20 protein-coding genes are annotated in these 24,433 nt (G+C 66.5%); 3 read left to right on the top strand and 17 right to left on the bottom strand.

The genetic code is table 11. The features are described 5' to 3' along the window. Positions 1–14 precede the first annotated feature (14 nt). Both ACIPK7_RS05965 and ACIPK7_RS05960 read right to left on the bottom strand, forming a co-directional pair. Positions 15–1,142, bottom strand: a complete 1,128-nt coding sequence (locus ACIPK7_RS05965; protein WP_401086322.1) for an HlyD family secretion protein — start codon at positions 1,140–1,142, stop codon at positions 15–17. Between the two features lie 11 nt (positions 1,143–1,153). After that, a complete protein-coding gene (locus tag ACIPK7_RS05960) occupies positions 1,154–1,654 on the bottom strand; it encodes a helix-turn-helix domain-containing protein (protein ID WP_192431202.1) in 501 nt (166 codons plus the stop codon). Positions 1,655–2,293: 639 nt separating this feature from the next. On the opposite strand from ACIPK7_RS05960, the gene ACIPK7_RS05955 reads away from it, so the two are divergent. Both ACIPK7_RS05955 and ACIPK7_RS05950 read left to right on the top strand, forming a co-directional pair. Next, complete coding sequence (locus ACIPK7_RS05955) at positions 2,294–3,634, top strand: OprD family porin (RefSeq protein WP_401086319.1); 1,341 nt, start codon at positions 2,294–2,296, stop codon at positions 3,632–3,634. A 156-nt stretch (positions 3,635–3,790) separates the two neighbouring features. Further along, positions 3,791–4,435 (top strand): alpha/beta hydrolase, encoded by a 645-nt coding sequence (locus ACIPK7_RS05950; protein WP_401086316.1) that lies wholly within the window; start codon positions 3,791–3,793, stop codon positions 4,433–4,435. On the opposite strand, the gene ACIPK7_RS05945 is transcribed toward ACIPK7_RS05950, so the two are convergent. The 11 genes from ACIPK7_RS05945 to ACIPK7_RS05895 all read right to left on the bottom strand — a co-directional run bounded on the left by ACIPK7_RS05945 (position 4,428) and on the right by ACIPK7_RS05895 (position 16,635). Then, on the bottom strand, positions 4,428–4,706 hold the full coding sequence (locus ACIPK7_RS05945; RefSeq protein WP_401086314.1) for a DUF971 domain-containing protein: 279 nt from the start codon (positions 4,704–4,706) through the stop codon (positions 4,428–4,430). The genes ACIPK7_RS05950 and ACIPK7_RS05945 overlap by 8 nt on opposite strands. Next, positions 4,703–5,674 carry a HEAT repeat domain-containing protein gene (locus ACIPK7_RS05940; protein ID WP_401086311.1) on the bottom strand — a complete coding sequence of 324 codons (972 nt, stop codon included), beginning with the start codon at positions 5,672–5,674 and terminating at the stop codon, positions 4,703–4,705. Before ACIPK7_RS05940 ends, ACIPK7_RS05945 begins: the two co-directional genes overlap by 4 nt. Then, positions 5,671–6,519 (bottom strand): ABC transporter ATP-binding protein, encoded by an 849-nt coding sequence (locus ACIPK7_RS05935; protein WP_401086308.1) that lies wholly within the window; start codon positions 6,517–6,519, stop codon positions 5,671–5,673. The genes ACIPK7_RS05940 and ACIPK7_RS05935 overlap by 4 nt, the downstream gene beginning before the upstream one ends. Further along, positions 6,516–7,304 carry an ABC transporter permease gene (locus ACIPK7_RS05930; RefSeq protein WP_401086306.1) on the bottom strand — a complete coding sequence of 263 codons (789 nt, stop codon included), beginning with the start codon at positions 7,302–7,304 and terminating at the stop codon, positions 6,516–6,518. Before ACIPK7_RS05930 ends, ACIPK7_RS05935 begins: the two co-directional genes overlap by 4 nt. 51 nt (positions 7,305–7,355) lie before the next feature. After that, positions 7,356–8,762 carry an ABC transporter substrate-binding protein gene (locus ACIPK7_RS05925; protein WP_401086303.1) on the bottom strand — a complete coding sequence of 469 codons (1,407 nt, stop codon included), beginning with the start codon at positions 8,760–8,762 and terminating at the stop codon, positions 7,356–7,358. A 211-nt stretch (positions 8,763–8,973) separates the two neighbouring features. Continuing rightward, on the bottom strand, positions 8,974–9,219 hold the full coding sequence (locus ACIPK7_RS05920; RefSeq protein ID WP_024767017.1) for a ferredoxin family protein: 246 nt from the start codon (positions 9,217–9,219) through the stop codon (positions 8,974–8,976). A gap of 251 nt (positions 9,220–9,470) precedes the next feature. Continuing rightward, entirely contained in the window at positions 9,471–11,222 is a 1,752-nt protein-coding gene (locus ACIPK7_RS05915) for a fumarate reductase/succinate dehydrogenase flavoprotein subunit (RefSeq protein ID WP_401086300.1), read from the bottom strand. Then, entirely contained in the window at positions 11,219–11,968 is a 750-nt protein-coding gene (locus tag ACIPK7_RS05910; RefSeq protein ID WP_401086297.1) for a GntR family transcriptional regulator, read from the bottom strand. Before ACIPK7_RS05910 ends, ACIPK7_RS05915 begins: the two co-directional genes overlap by 4 nt. Before the next feature lie 234 nt (positions 11,969–12,202). Further along, on the bottom strand, positions 12,203–13,090 hold the full coding sequence (locus tag ACIPK7_RS05905) for a TauD/TfdA dioxygenase family protein (RefSeq protein WP_401086294.1): 888 nt from the start codon (positions 13,088–13,090) through the stop codon (positions 12,203–12,205). A gap of 201 nt (positions 13,091–13,291) precedes the next feature. Then, the gene (locus ACIPK7_RS05900; protein WP_401086291.1) at positions 13,292–14,197 is read right to left on the bottom strand and encodes a TauD/TfdA dioxygenase family protein; all 906 of its coding nucleotides are present in this window, start codon (positions 14,195–14,197) and stop codon (positions 13,292–13,294) included. A gap of 56 nt (positions 14,198–14,253) precedes the next feature. Further along, positions 14,254–16,635 (bottom strand): TonB-dependent receptor, encoded by a 2,382-nt coding sequence (locus tag ACIPK7_RS05895; RefSeq protein ID WP_401086288.1) that lies wholly within the window; start codon positions 16,633–16,635, stop codon positions 14,254–14,256. Positions 16,636–16,945: 310 nt separating this feature from the next. Between ACIPK7_RS05895 and ACIPK7_RS05890 the strand changes: the two genes are divergently transcribed. Continuing rightward, positions 16,946–17,866 (top strand): LysR family transcriptional regulator, encoded by a 921-nt coding sequence (locus tag ACIPK7_RS05890; protein ID WP_192431212.1) that lies wholly within the window; start codon positions 16,946–16,948, stop codon positions 17,864–17,866. Positions 17,867–18,671: 805 nt separating this feature from the next. Here the strand turns inward: ACIPK7_RS05890 and ACIPK7_RS05885 are convergent. The 4 genes from ACIPK7_RS05885 to ACIPK7_RS05870 are packed head-to-tail and all read right to left on the bottom strand — an operon-like array spanning position 18,672 to position 24,417. Then, positions 18,672–20,771 (bottom strand): HlyD family efflux transporter periplasmic adaptor subunit, encoded by a 2,100-nt coding sequence (locus tag ACIPK7_RS05885; protein WP_401086285.1) that lies wholly within the window; start codon positions 20,769–20,771, stop codon positions 18,672–18,674. A 5-nt stretch (positions 20,772–20,776) separates the two neighbouring features. Continuing rightward, complete coding sequence (locus ACIPK7_RS05880) at positions 20,777–22,117, bottom strand: efflux RND transporter periplasmic adaptor subunit (RefSeq protein ID WP_401086282.1); 1,341 nt, start codon at positions 22,115–22,117, stop codon at positions 20,777–20,779. Then, the gene (locus ACIPK7_RS05875; RefSeq protein ID WP_192431215.1) at positions 22,110–22,886 is read right to left on the bottom strand and encodes an efflux RND transporter periplasmic adaptor subunit; all 777 of its coding nucleotides are present in this window, start codon (positions 22,884–22,886) and stop codon (positions 22,110–22,112) included. Before ACIPK7_RS05875 ends, ACIPK7_RS05880 begins: the two co-directional genes overlap by 8 nt. Further along, the gene (locus ACIPK7_RS05870; protein WP_401086279.1) at positions 22,873–24,417 is read right to left on the bottom strand and encodes a TolC family protein; all 1,545 of its coding nucleotides are present in this window, start codon (positions 24,415–24,417) and stop codon (positions 22,873–22,875) included. The genes ACIPK7_RS05875 and ACIPK7_RS05870 overlap by 14 nt, the downstream gene beginning before the upstream one ends. Between the last annotated feature and the right edge of the window lie 16 nt (positions 24,418–24,433).

Raw genomic sequence — 24,433 nt, 5'->3', positions numbered from 1 at the left:
GCTGGCGGAAAGGTTCACGGCCGAGTGCCCTGGGCGAGGCGCTGGTCGGCGTCGCCATGCTCGTGGGCACGGGTGTCCACTTCCACCAGTACGGAAAGTCCGGGGCGCAGGTCGCCGAGGTGGCCGTCGGCATCGTCCAGGTGCACGCGCACCGGCACGCGCTGGACGATCTTGGTGAAGTTGCCGGTGGCGTTCTCCGGCGGGAGGATGCTGAACTGCGCGCCGGTGGCCGGGGCGAGGCTGTCCAGGTGACCGTGGAAGACCTTGCCGGGCAGGATGTCGGCCTCGATGGTGACCGCCTGGCCGGGATGCATGCGCGCCAGCTGGTCTTCCTTGAAGTTGGCGTCGACCCACAGGCCCTGTGCGGGCACCACGGCGAGCAATTGGGTACCGGCGGCGACGTAGCTGCCGACCCGCGCGCGGCGGTTGCCGATGTAGCCGTCCACCGGGGCGCGCAGTTCGGTGTAACTGAGGTCCAGGCGCGCCAGGTCGCGGGCGGCGACGGCCTGCTCCAGCGCGGCCTGGGCCTGCTGGCGCTGGCTGTGGATCACGTCGAGCTGGCGGCGCGCGGCGAGCAGGCTGGCGCGGGCCTTGTCGCTGTTGGCGCGGGCGGATTTGAAGCTGGCGTCGGCGCGCTGTGCGGCCTCTACCGACACGGCGTTGGTGCGCACCAGGGTCGCGTAGCGGCGCTGATCGTCGCGGGTGCGCACTTCCTCGGCGGCGGCTGCGTCGATCTCCGCCTGGCTCTGGCGGATCAGCGCATCCTGCAGCGAGGCCTGAGCGTCGACATTCCCCAGCGCCGCTTCCTCGGCATGTACGGCGCCTTCGGCTTTCGCCAGCGCTGCGCGGTAGTCGCGGTCGTCAATGCGAGCGAGCAGGTCGCCGGCATGCACCTTCTGGTTGTCGCTGACCTTCAACTCGGCGATGTAGCCGGCCACGCGCGGGCTGATGACGGTGACGTCGCCGCCGACGTAGGCATCGTCGGTCTTTTCCAGAAAGCGCCCGTCGAGCCACCAATGCCCGGCGTAGGCAGCCGCGCCAAGGATGGCCGCCATGGCGATAGCTATTTTCAGCGCCTTGCGGGATGTCGGTTTGGCCGTGTCGACGGCTGGCGTGGCGGGGAGGGTGACGGGCTGGTTCATGGTGGCCTCGCTCAGGCGTGATCGGCTTGGGGAATGTTCTGGGGATCGGCTTGCGGGAAGACGGGGACGAGTCGGTCGCCCTCGCGGCGGTGAATCTGGTGGTGCGGGCCGATGGGCTCGCCGCTGTCGGCATCCACCAGGGCGATACGCACCTGTCGGCCGCTGCGGGTGTCCACCAGTTCTGCCGCGGTGGCCATGCCGGCGTGACGCTTGCCCCATTCCAGCAGGGTCAGCAGCACCGGGCGCAGGTCGCGGCCGCGCTCGGTGAGCAGGTAGTCGAAGCGCGGCGGGTGATCGTTGTATTGCCGACGCTGCAGCAGGCCGCTGTCCACCAGGGCGCGCAGGCGGCGGGTGAGTACGTTGCTGGCAATGCCCAATCGTGCGAGGAACTGGTCGAAGCGGGTGGAGCCGTAGAAGGCTTCGCGCAGGATGAGCACGTTCCAGCTGTCGCCGATCAGGTCCAGCGCCTGGGCGACTGGGCAGGGCAGGTGGTCAAAGCTGGTTCTGCGCATGGTTGGACCTCTTTACATTAATGACGTCATCTAATCGAGCCGCCTTGTTACGGGGCCTGGCGAGGCGACAGGCAAGGTCTGGTCGGAAAGAATTATGGTTGTAATCTAAATGGGTCACTTGCTTTGCGCAAGTGACTCTTTGCGGGAGGGAAGGAGCAGGGGATGAACGGCGTACCGGGTGAACTTGGGGCCGGCGAACTGTTTGCCCGATCCTGCGGAACTTGTCCGCTGAAGTTCAGGGAAAGTTACCAGGGCGTACTGTTCGTATATCTCGCGAAGTGGCCAGGATAATTATCCGGTAAATGGTCTGGAACGGCTGTTCCATCACTTTCCTCCGGGCAAAAAAAGGCCGCCTGGGGAGGCGGCCAAACCAAAGGATGATGAAGTGGAGCAATCCTCCGGGCGCTCTGGAGCGGGCATCCGGGACTCATGTTCTTCATCGGGGCGCAAGCTTAACGGCCAGAGGAGTAAATGCTGAATCATTCGTCTCGATATCAACTATCGATAAGGCTGGTTGGAGAGCGCGGCACTGGATTGTTATCTCTTCGCTCGCTCTGCCTATGGCGGGGGAAACATAAGAAAGTTGTTCAGCATTCAATCGATATACCTGCCAAGACAAGACCAACAAAGGGGTAGCAGATGTCCGCGTTCCGTCTTTCCGTGCTCGGTGCCTGTGTCAGTGCATCGCTCGCCGGCATTCCGTTCCAACTGGCGCAAGCCGCCGCCGTGTCCGACCAATCCGAAGCCACCGGCTTCATCGAAGGCAGCACCGCCTCGCTGCTGATGCGCAACTACTACTACAACAGTGACCGCAAGTCCGGAGACCGGGACCGCAAGGACTGGACCCAGGGCTTCTCGCTGAACTACAGCTCCGGCTTCACCCAGGGCACCGTCGGCTTCGGCGTCGAGGCCTTCGGCAACTGGGGCATCCGCCTGGATGGCGGCGCCGGTACCTCCGGCACCGGCAACCTGCCGGTGCGTGACGACGGCTCGCCGGAAAGCGAGTACGGCCGCGCCGGCGGCGCCGTGAAGCTGCGCGTGTCGAAGACCGAGCTGCGCTGGGGCGACCTGCAGCCCGCCGCGCCGGTGTTCGCCGCTGGCGGCACCCGACTGTTCCCGCAGACCGCCACCGGCTTCAACGTGCTGAGCAGCGAAATCGAAGGGCTGGACCTGGACGGCGGCCACTTCACCGGCGGCAACGGCCCGGTGACTACCAACGGCGACCATGGCATCTGGGCCTCCTATGCCAACGTCGAGGCCAGCAGCATCGACTATGTGGGCGGCAAGTACGCGGTCAACGACGCGCTGAACTTCTCTCTCTATGCCTCCAAGCTCGAAGACGTGTGGCGCCAGTACTACGGCAACGCCAACTACACGCTGCCGCTGGCGGACGACCAGTCGCTGAACTTCGACTTCAACCTCTACCGCACCAACGACGACGGCAGCGCCAAGGCCGGCGAGATCAGCAACACCACCTGGTCCGCCGCCGCCGCGTACACCTTCCTTACCGCGCACACCCTGACGCTGGCCTACCAGAAGGTCCACGGCGACACGCCGTTCGACTACGTGGCCTTCGGCGTCAACGGCCCAGGCGATACAGGAGATTCGATCTTCCTCGCCAACTCCATCCAGTACTCGGACTTCAACGGTCCGGAGGAGAAGTCCTGGCAGCTGCGCTATGACCTGGCGATGGCCACCTACGGCATCCCCGGCCTGAGCTTCATGGCCCGCTATGTCAACGGTCATGGCATCGACGGCACGAAAATGGCCGCCGACAGCCAGTACCGCGGCTATGGCTATGGCGAGGACGGCAAGCACCACGAGACCAACCTGGAGGCCAAATATGTGGTGCAGTCCGGGCCGGCGAAGGATCTTTCCTTCCGCTTGCGCGAGGCGATCCACCGGGGCAATGCCGACCAGGCCGAAGGCGACGTCAATGAGTTCCGCCTGATCGTCGACTACCCGCTGTCGATCCTCTAACGCCAAGGCTGGTGGGGCCGCTGCCAGTCCGTACGGCGGATAACCTGTTCCAGGTCATGCGCCCTACGGATTGCGGCCCCGCGTTGTCGCGAATGCTGGAGTGAGTGGACGGGGCGTTACAATCGGTGCTCCTTGTCCGTTTCGCGAGAAGAGTCGATGTCCGAAGAAGAGCGCAGCACACAACTGATCGATGGACCGGTGGGCAAGCTGCAGTTGCTGATCGATCGGCCGGGTGTGCCGCTGCGGGGCATGGCGCTAATCAGCCACCCGCAGCCGCTGCTTGGCGGCAGCCCGAAACACCGCGTACCGCTGACTCTATCGCGCAAGCTCTGTGGCGCCGGTTGGCTGACCGTGCGGCCGAGTTTCCGTGGCGTGGATGGTAGTGAAGGCGAGTACGCCGAAGGCCTCGGCGAGGCGCAGGACATGCTCGCGGTGATTGCGTACCTGCGGCGCGAGTATCCCGGCCTGCCGCTGGCGCTGGTGGGCTTTTCCTTCGGCGCCTATGTGTTCGCCCGCGTGGCCGGCGAATTGTCTCCGCCTGCGCAGGCCATCGCGCTGATGGGCCTGCCGGTGGGCACGGTGCCGGGTGGCCGCGACTACGAGGCGCAGGAGTTGCCGGTTGACTGCCTACTGCTGCACGGCGAGGCGGACGAGATGGCGCCGCTGGCCAACCTGCTGGACTGGGCGCGCCCGGCGCAGCGTGAGGTGGTGCTCTACACTGGCGCCGACCACTTCTTCAAGGGTTGCCTGGAGCGCGCGGTGGAGCGCGTACTCGAGCACCTGTCCCACGCGATCAACTGAGCGCCCTGAGATAGGCCCAGGGGTAAATGCCGCGATCGTGGCCATCGTCGAACACCAGCTGTACGCCATAGCCCTGCAGGTTAACTTCCTGCACGACGACGCCGGCCGAGACGAGGTCAATGCGCCCCTGCAGCCGCGCCACCCGGCACTGCGAGCAGGGGCAGGCGCCGCGCAGGCGGGCGAAGGCGATGCACTGTTCGACGCCGTCGTCCCAGCGGATACGCAGCTCGCCATCGACGCTGGAACGGTGCAGCGCGACCGGGGTGTTCATGCCGATTGCCCGAGTTGTGCCAGCGCGATGCGCACGGCCTTGCGGACTTCCGGGTCGCCGTCATGCTCGGCGTTGCGCAGGGCGTCGATGGCATCGCCGCTGCCCAGCTCGCCCAGGGCCAGCGCCGCCTCCTTGCGCAGGTTGCTGATGCCATGGCCGAGCACGACCTTCAGGCCGTCCAGCGCCGGCAGGTAGCGCAGCTTGCCCAGCGAGCGTGCTGCGCGCAGGCGCACCTGCCAGAAGTCGTCTTCCAGTGCCTGCACCAGTGCATCACCGGCTCCCGGCAGGGCCAGCTTGCCGAGGGTGCCGGCGGCTTCCTCGCGCACCTGCCAGGCTGGGTCGAGCAGCGCCGCCTGCAAGGCTGGCAGCACGCTGGCGTCGATGGCCAGGCCGAGGGCGCCGGCCGCCGCGCGGCGGACTTCGGCGTCCGGGTCGTCGCGGGTCAGGCGTGCCAGGTGCGGCAGGGCGTCGGTGCGCTTGAGCCAGCCGAGGATGCCCACGGCTTCGCGGCGCACGCCGGCGTCGCTGTCGTCCAGCGCCGTCAGGGCCGGTTCGGCGGCGTCTTCCAGGCGCAGTTCGCGCAGGGCGCGCAGGGCGCTGCGGCGGACGAAAATGTCGGCATGGCTCGCCCATGGCAACAGGCGCACGCCAGCTTCGGCGGTCTTCAGTTCGCTCAGGCTCTGTGCGGCGGCTTCGCGCACGTCTTCCTCCGTGTCGGCGAGGGCCTGGCAGAGCGCGTCCACCACCTCGGGCTCTTCCCAGGCTTCCAGCAGGCGCGCAGCCTCGGCGCGGACGCTGGCGGCATCGTCATGGTTCAGCGCGTGGGCGAGCCAGGGCAGGCCGTCGGGCTCTTCCAGGTCGGCCAGCTCGATCAGGGCGATGCGGCGCACGCCGGCGTCGGCGTCCTGCAGGCGTGGTTGCAGGTCGAGGATGTTGGGGTTGTCGGTGCTCACAGTGAAGGTAGTCATATGGCGAATCGTGGTATCCGTTGTTGGGTGGGCAGGCCCAGGGGTGTCAGGCGTGGCAGCTGGCGGCCATCTTCGTGGCGCAGCAGTTCCAGGCAGTGGCGCTTGAGCCGGGAGAACTCAGGCGTGGTGAGCAGGTCGGCGTGGCGGGGGCGCGGGAAGTCGAGGCGGATGTCTTCGAGGATGCGCCCGGGGCGCGGGCTCATCACCAGGATGCGGTCGGCGAGGAACAGCGCCTCGTCGATGTCGTGGGTGATGAACAGCACACTGGTGCGCAGGCGCGTCCAGATATCCAGCAGCAGCTCCTGCATCATCATCCGCGTCTGCGCGTCGAGGGCGCCGAAGGGTTCGTCCATCAGCAGCAGACGCGGCTGGTTGATCAGCACGCGAGCGATCTCCACACGCTGCTGCATGCCGCCGGAGAGCTGCGACGGCCAGCGATGGGCGAAGCCGTTCAGGCCGACCAGCTGGAGCATTTCGTCCGCCTGGCGATGGCGCTCGGCGGGGGGCACGCCGCGCATCTTCAGGCCGAAGGCGATGTTGTCGCGTACCCGCCGCCAGGGCAGCAGGGTGTGGTGCTGGAACACCATGCCGCGCTCGGGCGAGGGGCCAGCGACGGCTTGGCCGTCCACTTCCAGCAGGCCGGCGCTGGGTGTCAGGTGCCCGGCCAGGGCGCCGAGCAGAGTGGACTTGCCGCAGCCGGAGGGGCCGAGCACGCAGACGAACTCGCCGGGCTCGATGGAAAAACTCAGCGACTGCACGGCCTCGAAGGCATCGCGGCCGCGGCCCAGGTGGATCGACAGACCGTCGACGCGCACCCGCCCGGGCGCGCTGGCGGGCAGGGTCATGGCTTGCCTCCGGCTTGGCGCTGCCAGGGCGTGACCAGGGTGCCGAGCTGACGTACCAGCAGGCTGCTGGCCATGCCGAGCATGCCGATCAGCAGCATGCCGACGACGATGTCGGGGTAGTTCTGCAAGGTGTAGGACTCCCACGTGTAGTAGCCGATGCCCCATTGCCCGGAGATCATCTCGGCGGTCACCAGGCAGAACCACGAGGTGCCCATGCCGATGGCGAGGCCGGTGACGATGCTCGGCGCTGCACCCGGCAGCACCACTTCGCGCAGCAGTGCCAGGCGGCTCGCGCCGAGGCTGCGGGCGGAGGCGAGCAGGCGTGGGTCCACTGCTTCGACGCCGTGGATGGTGTTGAGCAGGATGGGGAACAGCGCGCCGGTGAAGGTGATGAAGATCATCGACAGCTCGGAACTGGGGAACATCAGGATCGCCAGCGGAATCCACGCCACCGCCGGGATCGGCCGCAGCACTTCCAACGGCGGCAACAGGCTGTCCCGCGCCCAGCGACCACGGCCGATGACCAGTCCGAGGAGAATGCCGGCGAAGGCCGCCAGCAGGTAGCCGGCGAGCACCCGCAGCAGGCTGCTGCCCAAGTGGCGACCAAGCTTGCTCGATTGCGCGAGGTTCCAGGCGGCGTCGAGCACGTCACGCGGACCGGGCACGTTGGCGAAGGTGACCACGCCGAGGTTGACATGGCGGGCGCTGAGCACCTGCCAGAGCGCGAGGCAGACCAGCAGCGAGGCCAGGCGCAGGCTCCAGCGAGTGAGGGTGGTGGTGTTCATCGGGTCGTCTCCGCCAGCCCCGGCGTGCAGGCGCCGGGGCTGGTCCTCGATTCAGCGGCTGGCCACGGCCTGCTGGCTGGCGGCGGCGAAGTCGGCGACTTCTCCGCCATGCTGGCGGGCGAAGGCAGCGGCCTGTTCACGCAGCAGGAAGGCGTCCAGCGCGCCATCCTTGCCGCGCACGAACCACGCCTGCCCGGCGAGCAGCTTGATGCCGCTGTCGCTGGCCTGGGCGTACACCGCGCGGATGTCCTTGCCCTGTTGCTTGAGTTCGGCCAGCTGGCCCAGCGCCTCCTTGGCGGTCGCGTAGCTGCGCACCTTCGGCTCGCCACGCACCCAGATCTGCGCGACCTTGCGGGTATCGGTGATCGGCTTGTTGGTCAGCGCGTCATTGCCCAGCAGCGGCTGCTGCGCGTAGTTCTTCAGCGCTTGGTCGTAGTCGGCGCCGGCGGCCTTGAAGGCCTCGCGAATGTAACGGTCGTCGACGAACTGCTCGACATTCAGCCCGCGGTCGGCCTTCTTCAGCAGCTTCAGGGTGTCGATGGCGGTGGCCACGGCCTGGCGGTATTCCGGTTTCCAGGTCAGGTCGCGGGTCTGCAGACCCAGCGGGCCGTGGAACAGGTAGTTCACCTCGGCGGGAATGCCAGCGACCTTCTCGATCAGCTCGCTGTATTTCTCAGGCTCCTTGGCGAGCATTTGGTTGGCCTCGAAGGTCGCGCGCAGGTAGGCCTCGACGATTTCCGGGTACTTCTGCGCGTAGTCGGCTTCCACCAGCGCACCGTGGAAGGTCGGCGCCTTGGCCTGGGAACCGTCGTAGATCTTGCGGGCGATGCCACGGCTTTCGAACAGCTCGGCGAAGGGTACGAAGTCGGCGTGGGCGGCGATCTTGTTGGCCTGCAGCGCGGAGCCGGCGACTTCCGGCGGCTGCGCGATGATGGTGACGTCCTTCTCCGGGTCCAAGCCTTGCGCGGCGATGGCGCGCAGCAGCAGGCCGTGGGCGGTGGAGGCGAAGGGCACGGAGATGGTCTGGCCCTTGAGTTCGGCCAGCGACTGCACCTTGGACGCGGCGGGGACGACGATGCCGTTGCCGCTGCCTTCGATGCTGCCCGAGAGCACGCTGATGAACAGGCTGCGCTTGCCGGCGGCCTCGTGGGCGACGCCGTTGAGCGAGCCGGGGAAGTCGGCCATGGCGCCGAAGTCGAGCTTGCCGGCAAGCATCTCGTTGGTCAGCGGCGCGCCGCTGGTGAAGTTCTTCCACTGCACGTCGTACTGCGCGTCCTTGTACTGGCCGTCGTGGGGCAGGTACTTGTCGAGCAGGCCGAGTTCGCGGATCAGCAGGCCGCCGGCGGCGCAGTTGATGGTGGTGTCCTGCGTGCCGATGGCGACGCGGATCGTTTCCGAATGGGCGGAAAGACTGGCAATGGCGAGCGCGAGGCCGGCCAGGGTGGTGCGCAAGGTCATGGGTGTTCCCCTCGAATCATCAGTATTGGAATCGTCTCCGCCGCAGGCCTTGCGGTGGGAAACGAGGGGCGGTGCATCAGGCGTCCGGCGGTGGGTCCGGATGGCGTTTCTTATTGGGTGCTTCGTAGGAGCGAGCTTGCTCGCGAACAGCTCTCTGCCGGCCCTGATTCGCGAGCAAGCTCGCTCCTACAAGAGCAGCGGCGCTACGGGTTCAACGCAGCAGGTACGGAATCTCGACCCGCACGGCGCCGGTCGGGCAGTCCTTCTCGCAGGGCATGCAGTACCAGCATTCGTCGAAGGCCATGTAGGCCTTCTGGGTGGCGGGGTTGATCGCTAGCAGGTCCATCGGGCAGACCTCGACACAGACGGTGCAGCCCTTGTCGGCGATGCACTTGTCTTCGTCCACGGTCACCGGGGCGCTGGAGCGGAAGAAGATTTCCTGGGGTTGGTAGGCCATTGCACGCGGTCCTCATGGTGTTGCTTGCCGGCCGTCTTGGCGGTCGGCTGATTCTGTTCGGTGTTTCCGGGGTGGTACTGGTGCTCGGGGTCTTTCCTCACCCTAACCCTCTCCCAGAGGGAGAGGGGACTGTCCTGAGCGGTGAAGAAATCGGCGCTCGCCGGCTGACGACATTGTCGCCCTTCGCGCCGAACGACCCCCTCTCCCTCTGGGAGAGGGCTGGGGTGAGGGGCTCCTCGGCGAACGACCCACTATGCCGCCTCGCTCTTCACCCGCAGCTTCTCGTAAGCCTGCTGCTCATCCTCATCCAGGGCGATCACATAAGGCTCGATGGGCTTCTTGAAGCTGGTCATCGCGCCGTCGTCGCCCTTCTTCAGGTGCGCATGGCAGAACCATTCGGCATCGTTGCGCAGCGGGTAGTCGACGCGGTGGTGGTACAGGCCCCAGCGGCTCTCGGTGCGGAACAGCGAGGCGCGGGCGGCCATCTCGGCGCAGTCGCGGATCACGCTGACTTCCATGGCGCGCATCAGCTCGTGGGGATTATTGGCTTTCATCTGGTCGAGGTCGCGGGCGATCTCGGCGAAGCGCTGCAGGCCGATCTCCATCTTCTTGGTCACCTTGGGCGGCTGCAGGTAGTCGTTGACCATCCGCCGCAGCTTGTACTCGACCTGCGCCGGCGGCAGGCCATGCTCGCGCTTGAGCGGGGCAAAGACGCGTTCGCGCTCGCGCTCGACCTGGACTGCATCAACTTCGCTGAACTCGCGCCCGACGACGTACTGCGCGGCGTTGGTGCCGGCGAACCAGCCGTAGGTGAAGGCCCCGAGCATGTAGTTGTGCGGCGCGGCGGCCATGTCGCCGGCCGAGTACAGGCCCCGGACGCTGGTCTCGGCCTTCTCGTTGACCCACACGCCGGAGGCCGAATGCCCGGAGCAGAAGCCGATCTCGGAGATGTGCATCTCCACCATCTGCTGGCGGTAGTCGGTGCCGCGCCCGGTGTGGAATTGGCCGCGGCTGGGGCGTTCGTTGCTGTGGAGGATTTCCTCGATGGTCTGGATGGTTTCCTCGGCCAAATGGTCGAGCTTGAGGAACACCGGCCCGTTGCCGCCTTCGAGTTCCTGATGGAACTCCCACATCATCTGGCCGCTCCAGTAGTCGCACTCGATGAAGCGCTCGCCCTTGTTGTTGGCGGTGTAGCCGCCCAGCGGACCGGTGACGTAGGCGCAGGCCGGCCCGTTGTAGTCCTTGATCAGCGGGTTGATCTGGAAGCACTCCAGGTTAGAGAGCTCCGCCCCCGCGTGGTAGGCCATGGCATAGCCGTCGCCGGCATTGGTGGGGTTCTCGTAGGTACCCATCAGGTAGCCGGACGAGGGCAGGCCCAGGCGGCCGGCGGCGCCACAGGCGAGCACCACGGCCTTAGCGCGGATCACCTGGAACTGCGCGGTGCGGCAGTCGAAACCGAGCAGGCCGTTGACCGCGCCCTCGGCATCGGTCAGCAGGCGGGTGACCACCAGGCGGTTGGTGATCTCGATGCGCGCACGCTTGAGCTGGCGGTACAGCACCTTCTTGATGTCGTGGCCCTCGGGCATGGGCAACACGTACGCGCCCATGTGGTGGACCTTCTTCACGGCGTAGTCGCCGACCTCGTCCTTCTCGAACTTCACGCCCCAGCGGTCCAGCTGCTGCAGGGTCTCGAAGCTGTGGGTGGCGTAGGCGTATACGGCGGTCTGGTTGACGATCCCGTCGTTGGCGACGGTGATTTCCTTGGTGTACTGCTCGGGCGTCGCGTGGCCGGGAATGATCGCGTTGTTCAGTCCGTCCATGCCCATGCTGATGGCGCCGCTGCGCTTGACGTTGGCCTTGTCCACCAGCAGCACGCGCAGCTCGCGGTTGGCTTCCTTGGCCTTGATCGCGGCCATCGGGCCGGCGGTGCCACCGCCGATCACCACGATGTCGTAGGCGAGTTCCTTGTCCTCGGGAACCTGGGAGAGGTCGAACTGGCTCATTGGTGCTGTCCCTTGTGGCGGTCGATGCGCAGGCGGTACTGGAAGGCATCGCCACGGTAGTAGAGGTGTTCGTAGTCCAGCGGGGCGCCGTCGGCGGTGTGGGTCAGGCGCTCGATGCGCATCACCGGCGAGCCTTCTTCCACCTCCAGCGCGCTGGCCAGCTCGGCGTCGGCGAGGATGGCATCGATAGCCAGGTCCGCGTGGCCCAGGGGCAGGGCACAGTCGTTCTCGAGGATCAGGAAGATGTCGCGGCTGACCAGGTCGGCTTTCTCCAGACGCTTGCCGACGTGCTCGGGCAGCCAGGTGATCTCCAGCGACACCAGCTCGCGGTTGACCAGGCGGGCACGCTTGATCTGCACCACGTTCTCGCCCTCGGCCACCTGCAGGCGGGCGGCGACCTGGGCGTCGGCCTGCACGGTCTTGAAGCTGCGCAGACGGTTGATCACTTCGTAGCCACGCTGGCTCATGGATTCACCCAGGCCCTGCAGGGTGCTGACGTTCTGGAACGCCTTGGGCTTGGCGACGAAGGTGCCCTTGCCGTGGATCTTGAAGATCAGCCCTTCCTTCTGCAGGTCGCCCAGCGCCTGGCGCACGGTGATCCGGCTGACCTCGAAGGCCTTGCCCAGCTCAGCCTCGGAGGGCATGCGGCTGAGCGGCGGATAGGTACCGTCGAGGATGCGCGTGCGCAGGACTTCCTTGAGCTGGCTGTAGAGAGGAACGGGGGAGAGGGGGAGTAGTTCGGCCATAGTTCATAACTTGTTATGACGAGTTGGCGAAACTATAAAGGGAATAATTGATTCAGGACAAGAAACGATTTCGCATAAGCATAGAAAGCGCGGGGAAGCTTTTTGTAGGAGCGAGCTTGCTCGCGAACGGATTACCTGCTGCTCCAGTTCCGTAGGACGAATAACGCGTCAGCGTTATCCGCCGTGCGTGGGCCGGCGGATAAGCTGTGCCAGGTTATGCGCCCTACGGGTGCATCAGAATGGCCGGCTACCCGACAGGCTGATGCGCTTCAGGCGGCGCTTCTCGCTCGCCGGGAAGGCATTGCGGCCATGCAGCACGGCCTGGTTGTCCCACCAGACGATGTCGCCGACCGACCATTTGTGGCTGTAGATCAGCTCGGGCTGCTGCAGGTGTTCACGCAATTTCTCCACCAGCGCGGCGCCCTGTTGCGGATCGGCGCCGGGGATTTCCACCTCGGTGTGCACCGAGAGGAACAGCACGCGCTTGCCGTTCTCCGGGTGGGTGCGCACCAGCGGGTGCTCGGTGCCCTGGATGGGCTCGATGTCCGGAGTGCGGTAGCGCACGAAGGTGCCGTTGTAGCCGCCGCTCTTCAGGCGAATGAACGGGTTGTAATTGATCAGGCGCAGCGGATCGATCTCGGCGCGGGTCGCCTCATCCAGTGTCTCGTAGGCGCGGGCGAGGTTGGTGAACTGGGTTTCGCCGCCGGTCTTGGGGACCTCCAGCGCATAGAGGAAGGAGCCGGAAGAGGGTACCGGGGTCCACTGGTGGTCAACATGGGCCGGCAGGGCGAAGTTGCCCAGTTCGCCGTCCTCGGTGTTGGCTACCTTGACGATGTCCGGGGCTTTGCCGTCGGCGCCCGAGGACAGCACCGGGATGTCCGCCGGCGGCTGGAACACTGCGCCGAACAGGGTGGCGAAGCGCAGGTACTGCTGATCGTCGAGCTGCTGGTCCTTGAAGATCAGGATGTGGTGCTCGCGGTGGGCCTGCTTGATCGCCAGGATCTGTTCCGGCGTCAACGGCTCGCGGGCGTCCAGGCCGCGGACTTCGGCGCCCAGCGGGGCGTCGAGGGGGACGATGGCGAAGGGTTCGGGGGTGGATTGCTGGAGGGCGGATTGGGTCATCTTGCAGTGCTCCGTTCAGGCATGGGCGGCCCTCTCCCTAACCCTCTCCCTGAAGGGAGAGGGAACTGGATCGGTGCCAGGCGAAACCACGAGCCAGTCCTGCGCCGAAGTAGCAGGACTGCACGGGAGATACGCGTCAATCGGATACTCCCTCTCCCTTCAGGGAGAGGGCTGGGGAGAGGGTTCGTCGGCAGAAGACCTTCAAACCTTCTTGATCGTCCGGCTGCGCTGCCCGTCGATGCCCACCGGCACGTCGCCTTCGAGGGTCACGCGGCGCACGATGCGCGGCTGGGTGCCGTAGTCGTCCACGGCGTAGTGCTGGGTCGCGCGGTTGTCCCAGATGGCCACGTCGCCCGGCTGCCAGCGCCAGCGCACGGTGTTCTCCAGGCGGGTGACGTGGCCCTGCAGCACCGCGAACAGGTGCGCCGAGTCATGCTGCGACAGGCCTTTCAGGCGCTTGACGAAATGCCCCAGCAGCAGGGTCCGCTCGCCACTGACCGGGTGCACGCGCACCACCGGGTGTTCGGTTTCGTAGACGGTGGAGGTGAAGATCTTGCGGTACTCCTCCAGGCGCGCCGGGTCGACGTTCGGGCGCACGCTGGCGTAGTCGTACTCGTTGCTGTGCACCGCCCACAGCGAGTCGGCCAGCGCCTTGAGTTCCGGCGACAGGTCGTCGTAAGCCGTGGCGGTGTTGGCCCATACGGTGTCGCCGCCGGCCTCGGGAGCGACCACGTTGCGCAGGATCGAAGCCTTGGGGTAAGCCTCGACGAAGGTCACGTCGGTGTGCCAGGAATTGGCGCGGCGGCCCTGGGCGCCGTCCAGCTCCAGCAGGTAGTGGGTGCCGTCCTGCACCGGCACGGTGGGGTGCGCCACCGGCTTGCCGAGCAGGTGAGCGAAGGCCTCCTGGCCCTGGTCGTCCAACTGTGTCTGGCCGCGGAAGAAGATCACCTTGTGCTTCACCAGCGCCGCCTGGATGGCGTCGACGGTGGCGGCGTCCAGCTCGCCGGAGAGCGTCACGCCGCGAATCTCCGCGCCGATGCGCCCAGCGACCGGGTGGATGTCCAGATTGACGAGGTCTTGCTTGATAGCCTGTGCTGCGTTGCTCATCTCATCGTCCTCTTGCTGTGCAATGGCGCCGCGCACTCTGGCGCGGCGGATGGGGATCAGAAGTCGTAGCGAACCGAGGCGCCCAGCGTGCGCGGCTGCCCCACCGAGGCGGTGTAGGAGCCGTTGATGCTGGCGAAGGCGGCCAGGTAGTAGTCCTTGTCGAAGGCGTTCTTCAGCCAGACGGAAGCGTCCAGCTGGCCGTCGCCGATGTCCTTGCGCAGGCCGACGGAAAAGTTCGCGAGGCCGTAGCCGTCGATCTTCGACAGGTCGGAGTTGTCCAGCGTGCCTTCGGCCTCGGAGCGGTAGGCATAGCTGCCGGTCACGTAGGGGCGGATGCCGTCGTCGAGGTTCCAGGCGTATTCGCCGTTGAGGTTGGCGATCCACTTCGACGCGCCGACCACGCGCTGGCCGGTTAGGTCGCAGCTGGCCGGGGCATTGGGTTGAGTGGAGACTTCCGCCGGGCACGGGGCGTCCTTGAACGACAGGTAGGTGACGTCGTTGTAGGAACCGTTGAAGTTCAGCGTGAGGCCACGGATCGGCAGGGCGGTGGCCTCGAACTCCAGGCCGCGCGAGCGCACGCTGCCGGCGTTGGAAAGCACCGAGACCAGCTGGGTCGAGCCCGGCGGCTGGTACAGGGTGGTCGCCTGGTAGCCGTGGATGCCGGTCCAGAAAATGTTGGTGTTGAGCTGCAGGCGGTTGTCGAACAGGGTGGTCTTGATCCCCAGTTCGGCGTCGTTGGCGCGCTCCGGGCCGACCAGCAGGGAGTCCGCGCCCGCCGTCGGCGCACTGGCCACGGCCAGGTTGACGCCGCCGGATTTCTCGCCGTGGGACAGCGAGGCATAGCCCAGCAGGTCATCGGTGAACTGGTAGCTCAGGCTCAGCAACGCCGAGGGGGCGAAGCTGTAGAGGCTCAGGTCGCCCGAGTCGTAGGCACCCAGCTGGTTGCGCCGCACCACCGCGCCGACACCGGTCACGGGCGCGCCGCCCAGCGGCGAGAAGCGCTCGACCTTGGCATCCTTCTCCTCGTAGGTACCGCGCAAGCCGGCGGTGAAGTCCAGCTTGTCGGTGAGGTGCCAGGTGCCCTGGGCGAACAGCGCGAAGCTGTCGGTCTCGATCTTGCCGTTGGCTTTCGAGTAGGTGTTGTTCAGCGCATTCAGGTCGGTGCCCAGCAGGTAGCGGTCGGCCAGCGGGCCGTAGCTGGTGAAGGTCTTGTTGCCCAGGTTCTGATTGAACGCATAGGCGCCCAGCACGTAGTCGAAGAAGCCGCCGGTGGGCGAGGCCAGGCGGATTTCCTGGGAGAACTGGCGGTCGTGGACTTCCACGCCGGTGTTGTTGATCGCCGAGACGTCGAGCTGCTCGTCGTTGGCCGGGGTGAAGTGCCAGTAGCGGTAGGCGCTGATGGAGGTCAGCTTGTAGCCGCCATTGAGGTTCCAGTTGGCCTCCACCGAGCTGCCGCCCTGGTGCACGCTGACATGCTGGCGAGCGTTGATGTTGACCTTGTGCCGGTCTGGATCGCGCACCGGCGAGGCACCCACCGAGGCGGCGCGCTGCCAGAAGCGGTCGGCGGCGCCGTACACCACCATGCTGCCGTTGCTGGAGTCCTCCTCGTTGTAGTCGTTGATCCAGCGCAGGTCGAAATCTTCGTTGGGCTTGAACAGCAGCTGCCCGCGGATGCCCTGGCGCTCGCCGCCATTGAGGGTGTTGTCGTCGTGGATGTTCTTGATGTAGCCGTCATCGCGGGTGCGGTAGGCCGAGACGCGCCCGGCCAGGGTGTCGGTCAGGGCGCCGGAGACGCTGCCCTTGCCCTGGAAGTAGCCGTCCTGGCCACCGGAGACCTCGACGCTGCGCTCGGGGGTGAAGGTCGGCGCGCGGGTGCTGATGTTCAGCACGCCGGCCGTGGTGTTCTTGCCGAACAGCGTGCCCTGTGGGCCGCGCAGCAGCTCAAGCTGCTCGATGTCCAGCAGGTCGAACACCGCCATGCCGGGGCGGCCGAGGTAGACGTTGTCCAGGTAGACCCCGGCGCTGCCTTCCAGCCCGTCGCTGGCCGGGTTGTTGCCGATGCCGCGCACGGCAATGCTCGATTGCCGCGCGTGAATGAAGGCCACGTTCACGCTGGGCAGGATCTGCTGCAGGTCCTGCACCTTGTAGACGCGCTGGGTCTCCAGGGTCTCGCCGCCGACCACGGTGATCGGCGTGGGCACCTTCTGCGAGTCCTCCTCGCGACGGCGGGCGGTGACGGTGACCTTGCCCAGGGTGGCGTCGGCCTTGGCTGGCGCGGCGCTGACGGGCTTGCTGGTTTCGCTGCCGGTGGCGGCGTCCTCGGTTTCCTCGGCAAGCACGGGCAAGGCGCCGCCCAGGGCCAGCAGCAGGACTACGGCATAGTCCGGAGCACGCAGACGGCGCGGCTTGAAGGGGAAGGGCGAATGTCTCGAAGTCATGCTGTGTCCTTGTCTCTGCACGCTGTTCGCGGGCAAAAGGGGGCCGCGCCACGCAAAAGTGGCGAACGACGTTTTTCGTAGTGGGTGGGTGCGGCTTTTGCTGTCAGCGACAGCGGGACAGGCACATTCGCGAGGAAAGGAGGTGCAAGGCTGGCATCGGGCGACTCCTGGTCTGAGCTATATTCTTAGTTCATAAAAGAATAGATGCTTGCTTTATTCTTCGTTGACGGAATAAGAGCTTGCATTTAAAACCAGCGCATACCCAGCGGCAAATGCCTTTGCCCACTATTTTCTATGCCGGAAATGCATCATGGATTTGCGCCAACTCCGCTACTTCATCGCCCTCAACGAACACCGCAGCTTCGTTCGCGCCGCCGATGCCATGGGCATCACCCAGCCAGCGTTCAGCCGCAGCATCCAGGGCCTGGAGCAGGAGCTGGGCTGCCGTCTGGTGGATCGCGGCAGCAAGGACCTGCGCCCGACCCCCGAGGGCCAGGTGGTGCTGCAGCATGCGCTGAGCCTGGTGCAGGGCGCCAATAACCTGAGCCACGCGGTGGCCCGTCTGAACAAGCTGGACTCTGGCGAGCTGCGATTCGGCAGCGGGCCGGCGCCGGCGCAGAAGCTGGTGTCCGATGCGGTGTCACGCTTCGTCCAGCGCTACCCGCGCATCCACATCCAGTTCGGCGTGGACAACTGGGAGCGCCTGGCGCGCAGCCTGAGCCGCGAGGAGATCGAATTCTTCGTCGCCGACATCCGCCATTTCGAAGCCGACCCGAACTTCCAGACCCGCGCGCTGAAGCCGCGCAGCGGGCTGTTCTTCTGCCGCGAGGGGCACCCGCTGCTGGCCAAGGAAAGCCTCTCCACCAACGACATGTTCGCCTATCCGCTGGCGGCTACGCTGATTCCGCCCAGCGCGAGGAAGATGCTTGCCAACCTCAGCGGCAAGATCGACATCACCACCAATGTGCAGTGCGAGGACATGGCCTCGCTGGTGCGCATCGTCGGCCAGACCGATGCCATCGGCATCGCCGTGGAGGAGGCGCTGAGCGAACCGATGGCACGCGGGGAACTGGTGCGACTGCACTTTCGCAACCTGCCGCAGAATGTCGATATTCTCCAGGCGCGCTGCGGCATCGTCACCCGCAGCGGCGACCGCCTTTCGGCGGCGGCGCGGGCGATGATCGAGTTGCTGGTGGATCTCGATGCGGGGGTGGAGAGTGAGGTGGCGTAGAGCGTCGCTGAACCTGCTGGAGAGGGTTATGCCCGCGGTCTGCTGGCAGTGTTCCTGACCTCCTGACCTCCTGACCTCCTGACCTCCTGACCTCCTGACCTCCTGACCTCCTGACCTCCTGACCTCCTGAGCTGCAATTATGCTGCCTCGGGCTGGGTGTTCCAGCGCCGCTTCGGCGTACGCGCGGACTTCTGGTTTCGCCCCCTCGGGCGACCTTCTTTGGCAAACGACCCAAAGAAGGCAAAGGTCTTGCCCCAATCATCCGGTTTTTCGCTTGGGGCGAAAAATACCCTCGTTGAAGCGCAGTTTAAGGGGCCCGCGTTGACGGGCCATCCCTCGCCCGACAACGCTCTCGCGACATCCATGTCGCTCAACCCCTGAAACTCCGCTTCAACGAGGCCTCCTGAACGGGGCAGTCGGAGTGTGCGGTCATTTCCCTGGAAGACTTAAGAGTCAAAGCCAAAGCTGGATCGGTGGGCTCTTCGTAGGACCGAGGGGGACGCCTGGTCCTTGCTCGCGAACCGCCCAACGCTGAACGGCCCCTGCAGGAGCAATTGTCCTTCCCCGTTAGCTCCGTGTTTGTGCTTCCCCCTCACCCCAGCCCTCTCCCTCAGGGAGAAGGGGCGGATCGTGCCGGTGGGAACCATGGTTTCATCCTGCCCCGAACGGTCCCGGAGGGAGTAGATCGTGCCGGCTGACGCTGGGGCTTCAACCGGCACCGCACAGTCCCCTCTCCCTCTGGAGCGGGGCGCGCAGCCAGGGTTAGGGTGAGGGCCGATCCGAGCGCAGGAGTATCTGCTGGGAGCTAAAACCCACTCTCCCGCAAAGCCACCGCCAGCAATCTCGTAAACCCTTCGCCCAGCCAGCTGCGCCGGGCGCCTTCGATCTGCAGGTGGCCGCGGGTTTCGTGCAGGCCCGGTGGTGCGCCGTCGAGTTTCACCAGCACATGGAACAGCGCCGGGTTGGGCACCAGTGCCTCGCCCTGGGGATTGACGTTCAGCGGGCCGCCGTAGCGCGAGGCGAGCATCGGCTGTTCCAGCTGGCTGATGCGCGTGGTGCCGATCAGCACCACCTGGCCGTCGATGGGGTTCGGCACGCCTTCGGGATAGAAGTGCACATGGCCGCCGTCGGTGAGACGCTGCACTTCGTCCTGTTTGACGTAGGCGTCCACCAGCCAGTGCTGCGGGTCCACCAGCACGCCGATGGGTTCGCGGGTGTTGATCCACTGGCCGGGCTTCCAGTCGGGGTTGACGTCCATCCAGCGTCCGCTGAAGGGAGCCTGCAGGTTGAGGCGGGCCATCTCGTTGCGCGCGGCGCGGGCCTGCTGGTACTCCACGCCCAGGCGCTGGCGGGTAACGGCTTCCTCGGAGAGACCCGAAGGATCGGCCAGCATGCCGGCCAGGCGCCCTTGATAACCACGAATGCTGGCCTCGCTGCCGGCCACCTTGGCGGCGATATCGGGCTCTTCCATCACCGCCAGGGTTTCTCCCTTGCTCACCTCGCCGCCGGGGCGCAGGTCGCGCAGCAGCGCGGGGAAGGGCGCGTAGACGTGCAACTGCTGCGCTGCACGCGCCACGCCAATCGCATGCACCTGGGTGCGCCAGGGAATGGCGAGCAGCAGCACGATGGCGCCGAGCAGCGCGATGCACACCAGCTTGCGCCGCGGCTTCACTTCCGCACGGCGCTGCCACCAGACCTTGAGTTCGCGCCACACGGGCTGAACGATGAACCAGCTGATTTCCACGGCGAACAGGAAGATCCCCAGCAGTTTGAAGAAGAAGTAGTAGACCGCCACGGCGATGCCGAGGAACAGCAGCAGGCGGTAGACCCAGGTACCGAAGGCGAAGGCCACCAGCAGGCGGCGCTTGCCGGCGGGGAAGTGCTCCGGCCAGGGTTCGTCCAGCCCCAGCAGGTTGCGTCTTAGCGTGGTGCGCGCCAGTGCGCCGGCGCGTTCGTGCAGGTTGGGGAAGTCCAGCAGGTCGGAGAAGATGAAATAGCCGTCGAAGCGCATGAAGGGGCTGGCGTTCAGCGCCAGCGACAGCGCCCAACTGGTGGTCGCCAGGTACAGCAGGGCGTTGCGCAGCGGGCCTGGGTCGGCCAGCGCCCAGCCCAGCGTCGATAGCCCGGCCAGGCCCAGCTCGGTGATGATCCCGGCGCTGGCAATCGCCAGGCGCTGGCGGTTGCTGCGCAGCTTCCAGCTCTCGCCGGTATCGGTGTAGAGCATGGGCCACATCACCACGAAGGCGATGCCCATGTGCGCAACCTTCAGCCCCAGCCGCGTCGCCACCAGTGCGTGACCCAGCTCATGCAGCGTCTTGGCCACCACCAGTGCGGCGGCGAAGCTGAGCAGGCCCTCGAAGGAGAAGGACTCCACGACGTCGTGGGTGAAGGTGTCCCACTGGTGCGCCACCAGCACGATGCCGGCGAGGCTGAGCAGCAGCACCAGCATCGCCACGTAGCGGTTGAACAGCCAGTCGAGGCTGCCGGCGACGGCGCGCAGGAAGCGCTGCGGGCGCAGCAGCGGGATACGGAAGAACAGGTAGTGGTGCAGCCACCAGTTCCAGGTCGTCCACTGCTTGCCTTCGCTGCGCGCGGCCAGCCGCGCCAGAGCTTCGGGGCCGGGACGGAGCAACTGGTGGCGTTCGAGGAACTGGCGGAAGCCCAGCACCTGCTCGGCGTCGGGCTTGAGCGCGGTCTGCTCGGCGATCTGCTCGCTGATCTGCCGGGGCGTCTGCTCCCAGCGCAGCAGACATTCGAACTCCAGCCAGCCGATGCGGTAGAAGCGGTTGAGCACGCTGTCCTGGATCACCCACACCGGCTCGCCATCCGGGCCGGGCGCGGCTTCGTCCAGGCGCAGATCGTCGCGTAGCGGCGGGGTGGGCAGGTCTTCGGCGGCGATGTCCATCGCTACTACCAACCGGTCCAGGCGCGCAGGGATGCCAGCGGGCGGCGCAGCAGGTAGTAGCCGAGCATCACTCGCTCGCCATACAGCTTGGCCGTGCCGTGCAGGCCGAGGCGGGCATGGGGCGGGGCGTCCTGCACGCTGGCCAGCAGGCGGTAGGAGGCCACGCCTTCATCGCTGGGCTTGGCCTGGTAGCTGGTGTCGAGGATTTCCCCGTGCAGCTGGTCGAGCGGGTAGGCGGTGAGGAACAGCGCCACGGGTGCCCCCGGCTCCAGCGCGATGGCATCGGCCACCGGCAGCTGGATGCGCATACCCGGTGCCTTCGGGTCGGCGATCTGCAGGATGCGCTCGCCGGTCACCACCGGCTTGCCCAGCCAGTCGTTGGGGTCGCTGTACACGGCCACGCCGGCGCGCGGCGCGAGTACGCGGGTGCGCGCCAGTTGCGCCTGCACGGCGGCCAGTTCGGCGCGGCGCTGTCGCGAGCGGCCGTCGAGCACCGACAGTTCGCTCTTGCTCTGCGGGTTGTCGAAGGCGCGCTGGCTGGCGGCCATGAGTTCGGCGTCGGCCACGGCAACTTCCTTGGCCAGCACGTCGGCGCGACTGCGCAGGGTGGTTTCGTCCAGCTCGAAAAGAGGCGTGCCGACCTCGACGCTCTGGTTCGGGCGCACCAGCATCTTGACGATCACGCCGTCGATGGGCGAGCTGATCACCTGAGCGTTGCGCGAGACTATTTCCGCCGGCGCCAGGGCGGTCTGTCGCACCGGAATCAGCAGCAGCGCGGCCAATGCAATGACGCCGACCATTACCTGGCGCGTGCTCGGTCGCCAGTAGCGCAGGCGGGTGCGGGGCCCGAACGACGCCCAGGCGTGCGCCCAGGTCTGCCAGATGCCCTGCAGAAGCGGTTGCAGGTTGCGCGCCGGCGGCTCGTCGAGCAGGAACAGCACCAGCCCCAGGCGCTTGCCGGCGCGGTCGTGCAGCGGCACGCACCAGAGTCCGGCTGGCCACCATTCGCTCCAGCCCTCGGCGATGTCGGCGGGCGGCTCGATGGCGTCGCGGGCGAGCCAGGTGGGTGTGGCGTCGGGTAGTTGTCCGGCGACCCAGCGGCTGGCGCGTTCCAGCCAGACCAGATAGGGCGAGTCTTCCGTGGGCTTGGCCAGGCCGGACACCGCCAGCAGCTCGTTGCGCGATTCATGGCAGGCGAACACCAGCGCCTGGTGGAAACGCAGCAGCGGGAACAGGTCATTGGCGATGCTGAAAGCGAGGCCTCCGAGGGAGTCGGCCGTCAGCGCCTTGTCCCGCACATTGGCCAGGCTCAGCAGCAGCTGGGGTGGCGGCAGCAGCTCACTCATGGCTTTCGGGGAAGCGCGCGACCCCGCTCATGCCGGCGATCAGTTCGGGGTAGCTGGCGTCCAGCTTCGCTTCCAGCTCGACGGTTTGCGCCACGGCGTCGACCCGCGCGTTGATCACGCTGACCTTGGCCGGGTAGTGCTTGCCGGTTTCGTGGATGTCCACTTCCAGCGGCATGTCCGGGCGCAGGCTGGGCAGCATGGACGAGGGCACGTTGAGGCGGACCTTCAGCGCGCCGTCGCTGACCAGGTCGAACAGCGGCGTGCCGGCGGTCACCGTCTGGTACGGCTTGACGTAGACCTTGGCGATACGCCCGGAGAAGGGCGCATCGACCAGGCAGTAGCCGGCCTGGGCGCGGGCCAGGGTGAGGGCGCCGTCGGCCTTCTGCACTTCAGTGTTGGCCATGGCGACTTCGAGGTCGCCCACGGCATCGAGCTTGCGCAGGTTCTGCTTGGCGGCGAGGTTGGAGCGGGCCATGGTCAGTTCGGCGGCGGCGACCTTGGCGCGGGCGTTGACCTCCACGCAGTTGAGCTGGGCCAGCTCGGCGTCCTTGGCGACCTTGTCGCCCAGGCTCGCCTTGAGCGCGCCGAGGGTGCCGTTCATTTGCGCGGAAAGGGTGGTTTCCAGGTTGGACACCAGCAGCACGCGGATGGCGCCGGGGTCTTGGTTGTCCGGCAGCGGCGGCAGGCCGTCGGGGGCGTCATCGGCCAGCGCCGGCTGGAGCAACATCAGGCAGAGCGGGAGGAGCAGGTACGGCTTACTGCGCGGCATTGGCGGTTCCTTCTGTGCCACTGGAGGTGCTGCTGGCGAGCAGGTTGGTACTGGTCTGTTGTTCCAGCGTGCGCTGGATTTCCCGCGCCAGGGTCTTCACGTCGTGGTTCTCGATTTCCTTGGGCATCACCTCGAAGCCCACCGAGTTGTATAGCCGGCCCCATGCGGCCTGGGCGTCGGAGTAGGCGGCTTCGCGCTGGTAGCGCGAGAGCAGGAAGCGGCCTTCGGCGCGGATCAGCTCCAACTCGCTGCCCAGGGCGGCGCCACGGGCGGACTGGGCATAGCTGAGCAGGCTCTGGTCGACGCGCAGGCTCTCGTCGGCGAACTCCACTTCCTGCCTGGCCAGCTGATAGCGCAGCAGGCCGACGCGAACCTGGGTGAGGATGGCCATGGACAGCGCGGTGCGGCGCATGTCGTCAGTCTTTTCCTGGCTGGCCTCGGCGGCCTTGATGTCCGGATACTGTGCCAGGCGCAGCAGGTTCATCGAGACGTTGATGCCGGTCTGGTTCCAGTCGTTGTTGTACAGGTACTTGTTGGAGTCGTACTCGTAGCCGTAGTTGAAGCTGACGTTGGGCCACAGCTGGGCCTTGGCGATCTTCAGGTCGTTCATGTCGACCCGCTTTCTGTACCACTCCTCCATGATTTCCGGGCGGCGCTCCAGGGATAGGCGTTCGAGCTGTTCGACGTTGTTGGTTACCAGCGGCAGCGGCTGCTCGCCGATGTCGGCCAGGACCATTTTCGTGTTCGGCGGCAGCGACATCAGTGCGGCCAGTTCGGCGCGGGCGAATTCCAGGTCCTGGCGGCGTACGGTGAGCATGTACACCGAGTCGAGCAGGGCGCGCTGGTAGGCGAGGATGTCCTGGCGCGGCAGCAGGCCCTTGCCCTCGGCCTCGCGGGCGGAAGTCAGCGCGCGGTGGGTGCGCATCAGCAGGCCGTCCACTTCCGGCAGCAGACGCTGGGCGCCCAGCGCGCGCCAGTAGGCGTTGCGCACGTCCTGCAGGACGTTCTGCGCGACCTTCTCGCGGCGCTCTTCGGCCATCAGCATCTGGTCGTTCTTCTGCTGGGTGCGGTAGTAGGCGACGCCGAAGTCCAGCAGGCTCCAGGACAGGCCCAGGCTGTAGAGCTGGCGGTAACGCTCTTCCGAGGTGGACGGACGCAGGCTGACCTGGCGGTCCTCAATGCCGATGGAGGTGCCGCCCGAATCGTTGTTGCGCCCGGCGTAGCCGGCGGAGGCGACCACCCGCGGCAGCATCTCGTGACTGGTGACATCGCGCAGGTCGGAGGCTAGCGCGCTTTCCAGCAGTTTCAGGCGGTAGTCGAGGTTGTATTTCAGGGCGCGCGCCGAGGCTTCGTAGAAGGTGATCGGCCCGCTGACCGGCTCCTGCTCCTTGTACATCCGCGCCTGGTCGTCGATCACCCGCTGGCGCATTTCCTCCTCGGTGTAGGGCTTGGGCTCGAACGCCGAGCATGCGCTGAGCAGGATGCTGACGGTGATGGTGGCGCTCAGGCATTTCAGTGCGTAGGCGGGCATGGTCTGTCCTTGATCG

The organism is Pseudomonas sp. NPDC086581, from assembly GCF_044746165.1.
Taxonomy (GTDB): domain Bacteria; phylum Pseudomonadota; class Gammaproteobacteria; order Pseudomonadales; family Pseudomonadaceae; genus Pseudomonas.
This window is presented reverse-complemented; position numbering and strand designations above follow the sequence as displayed.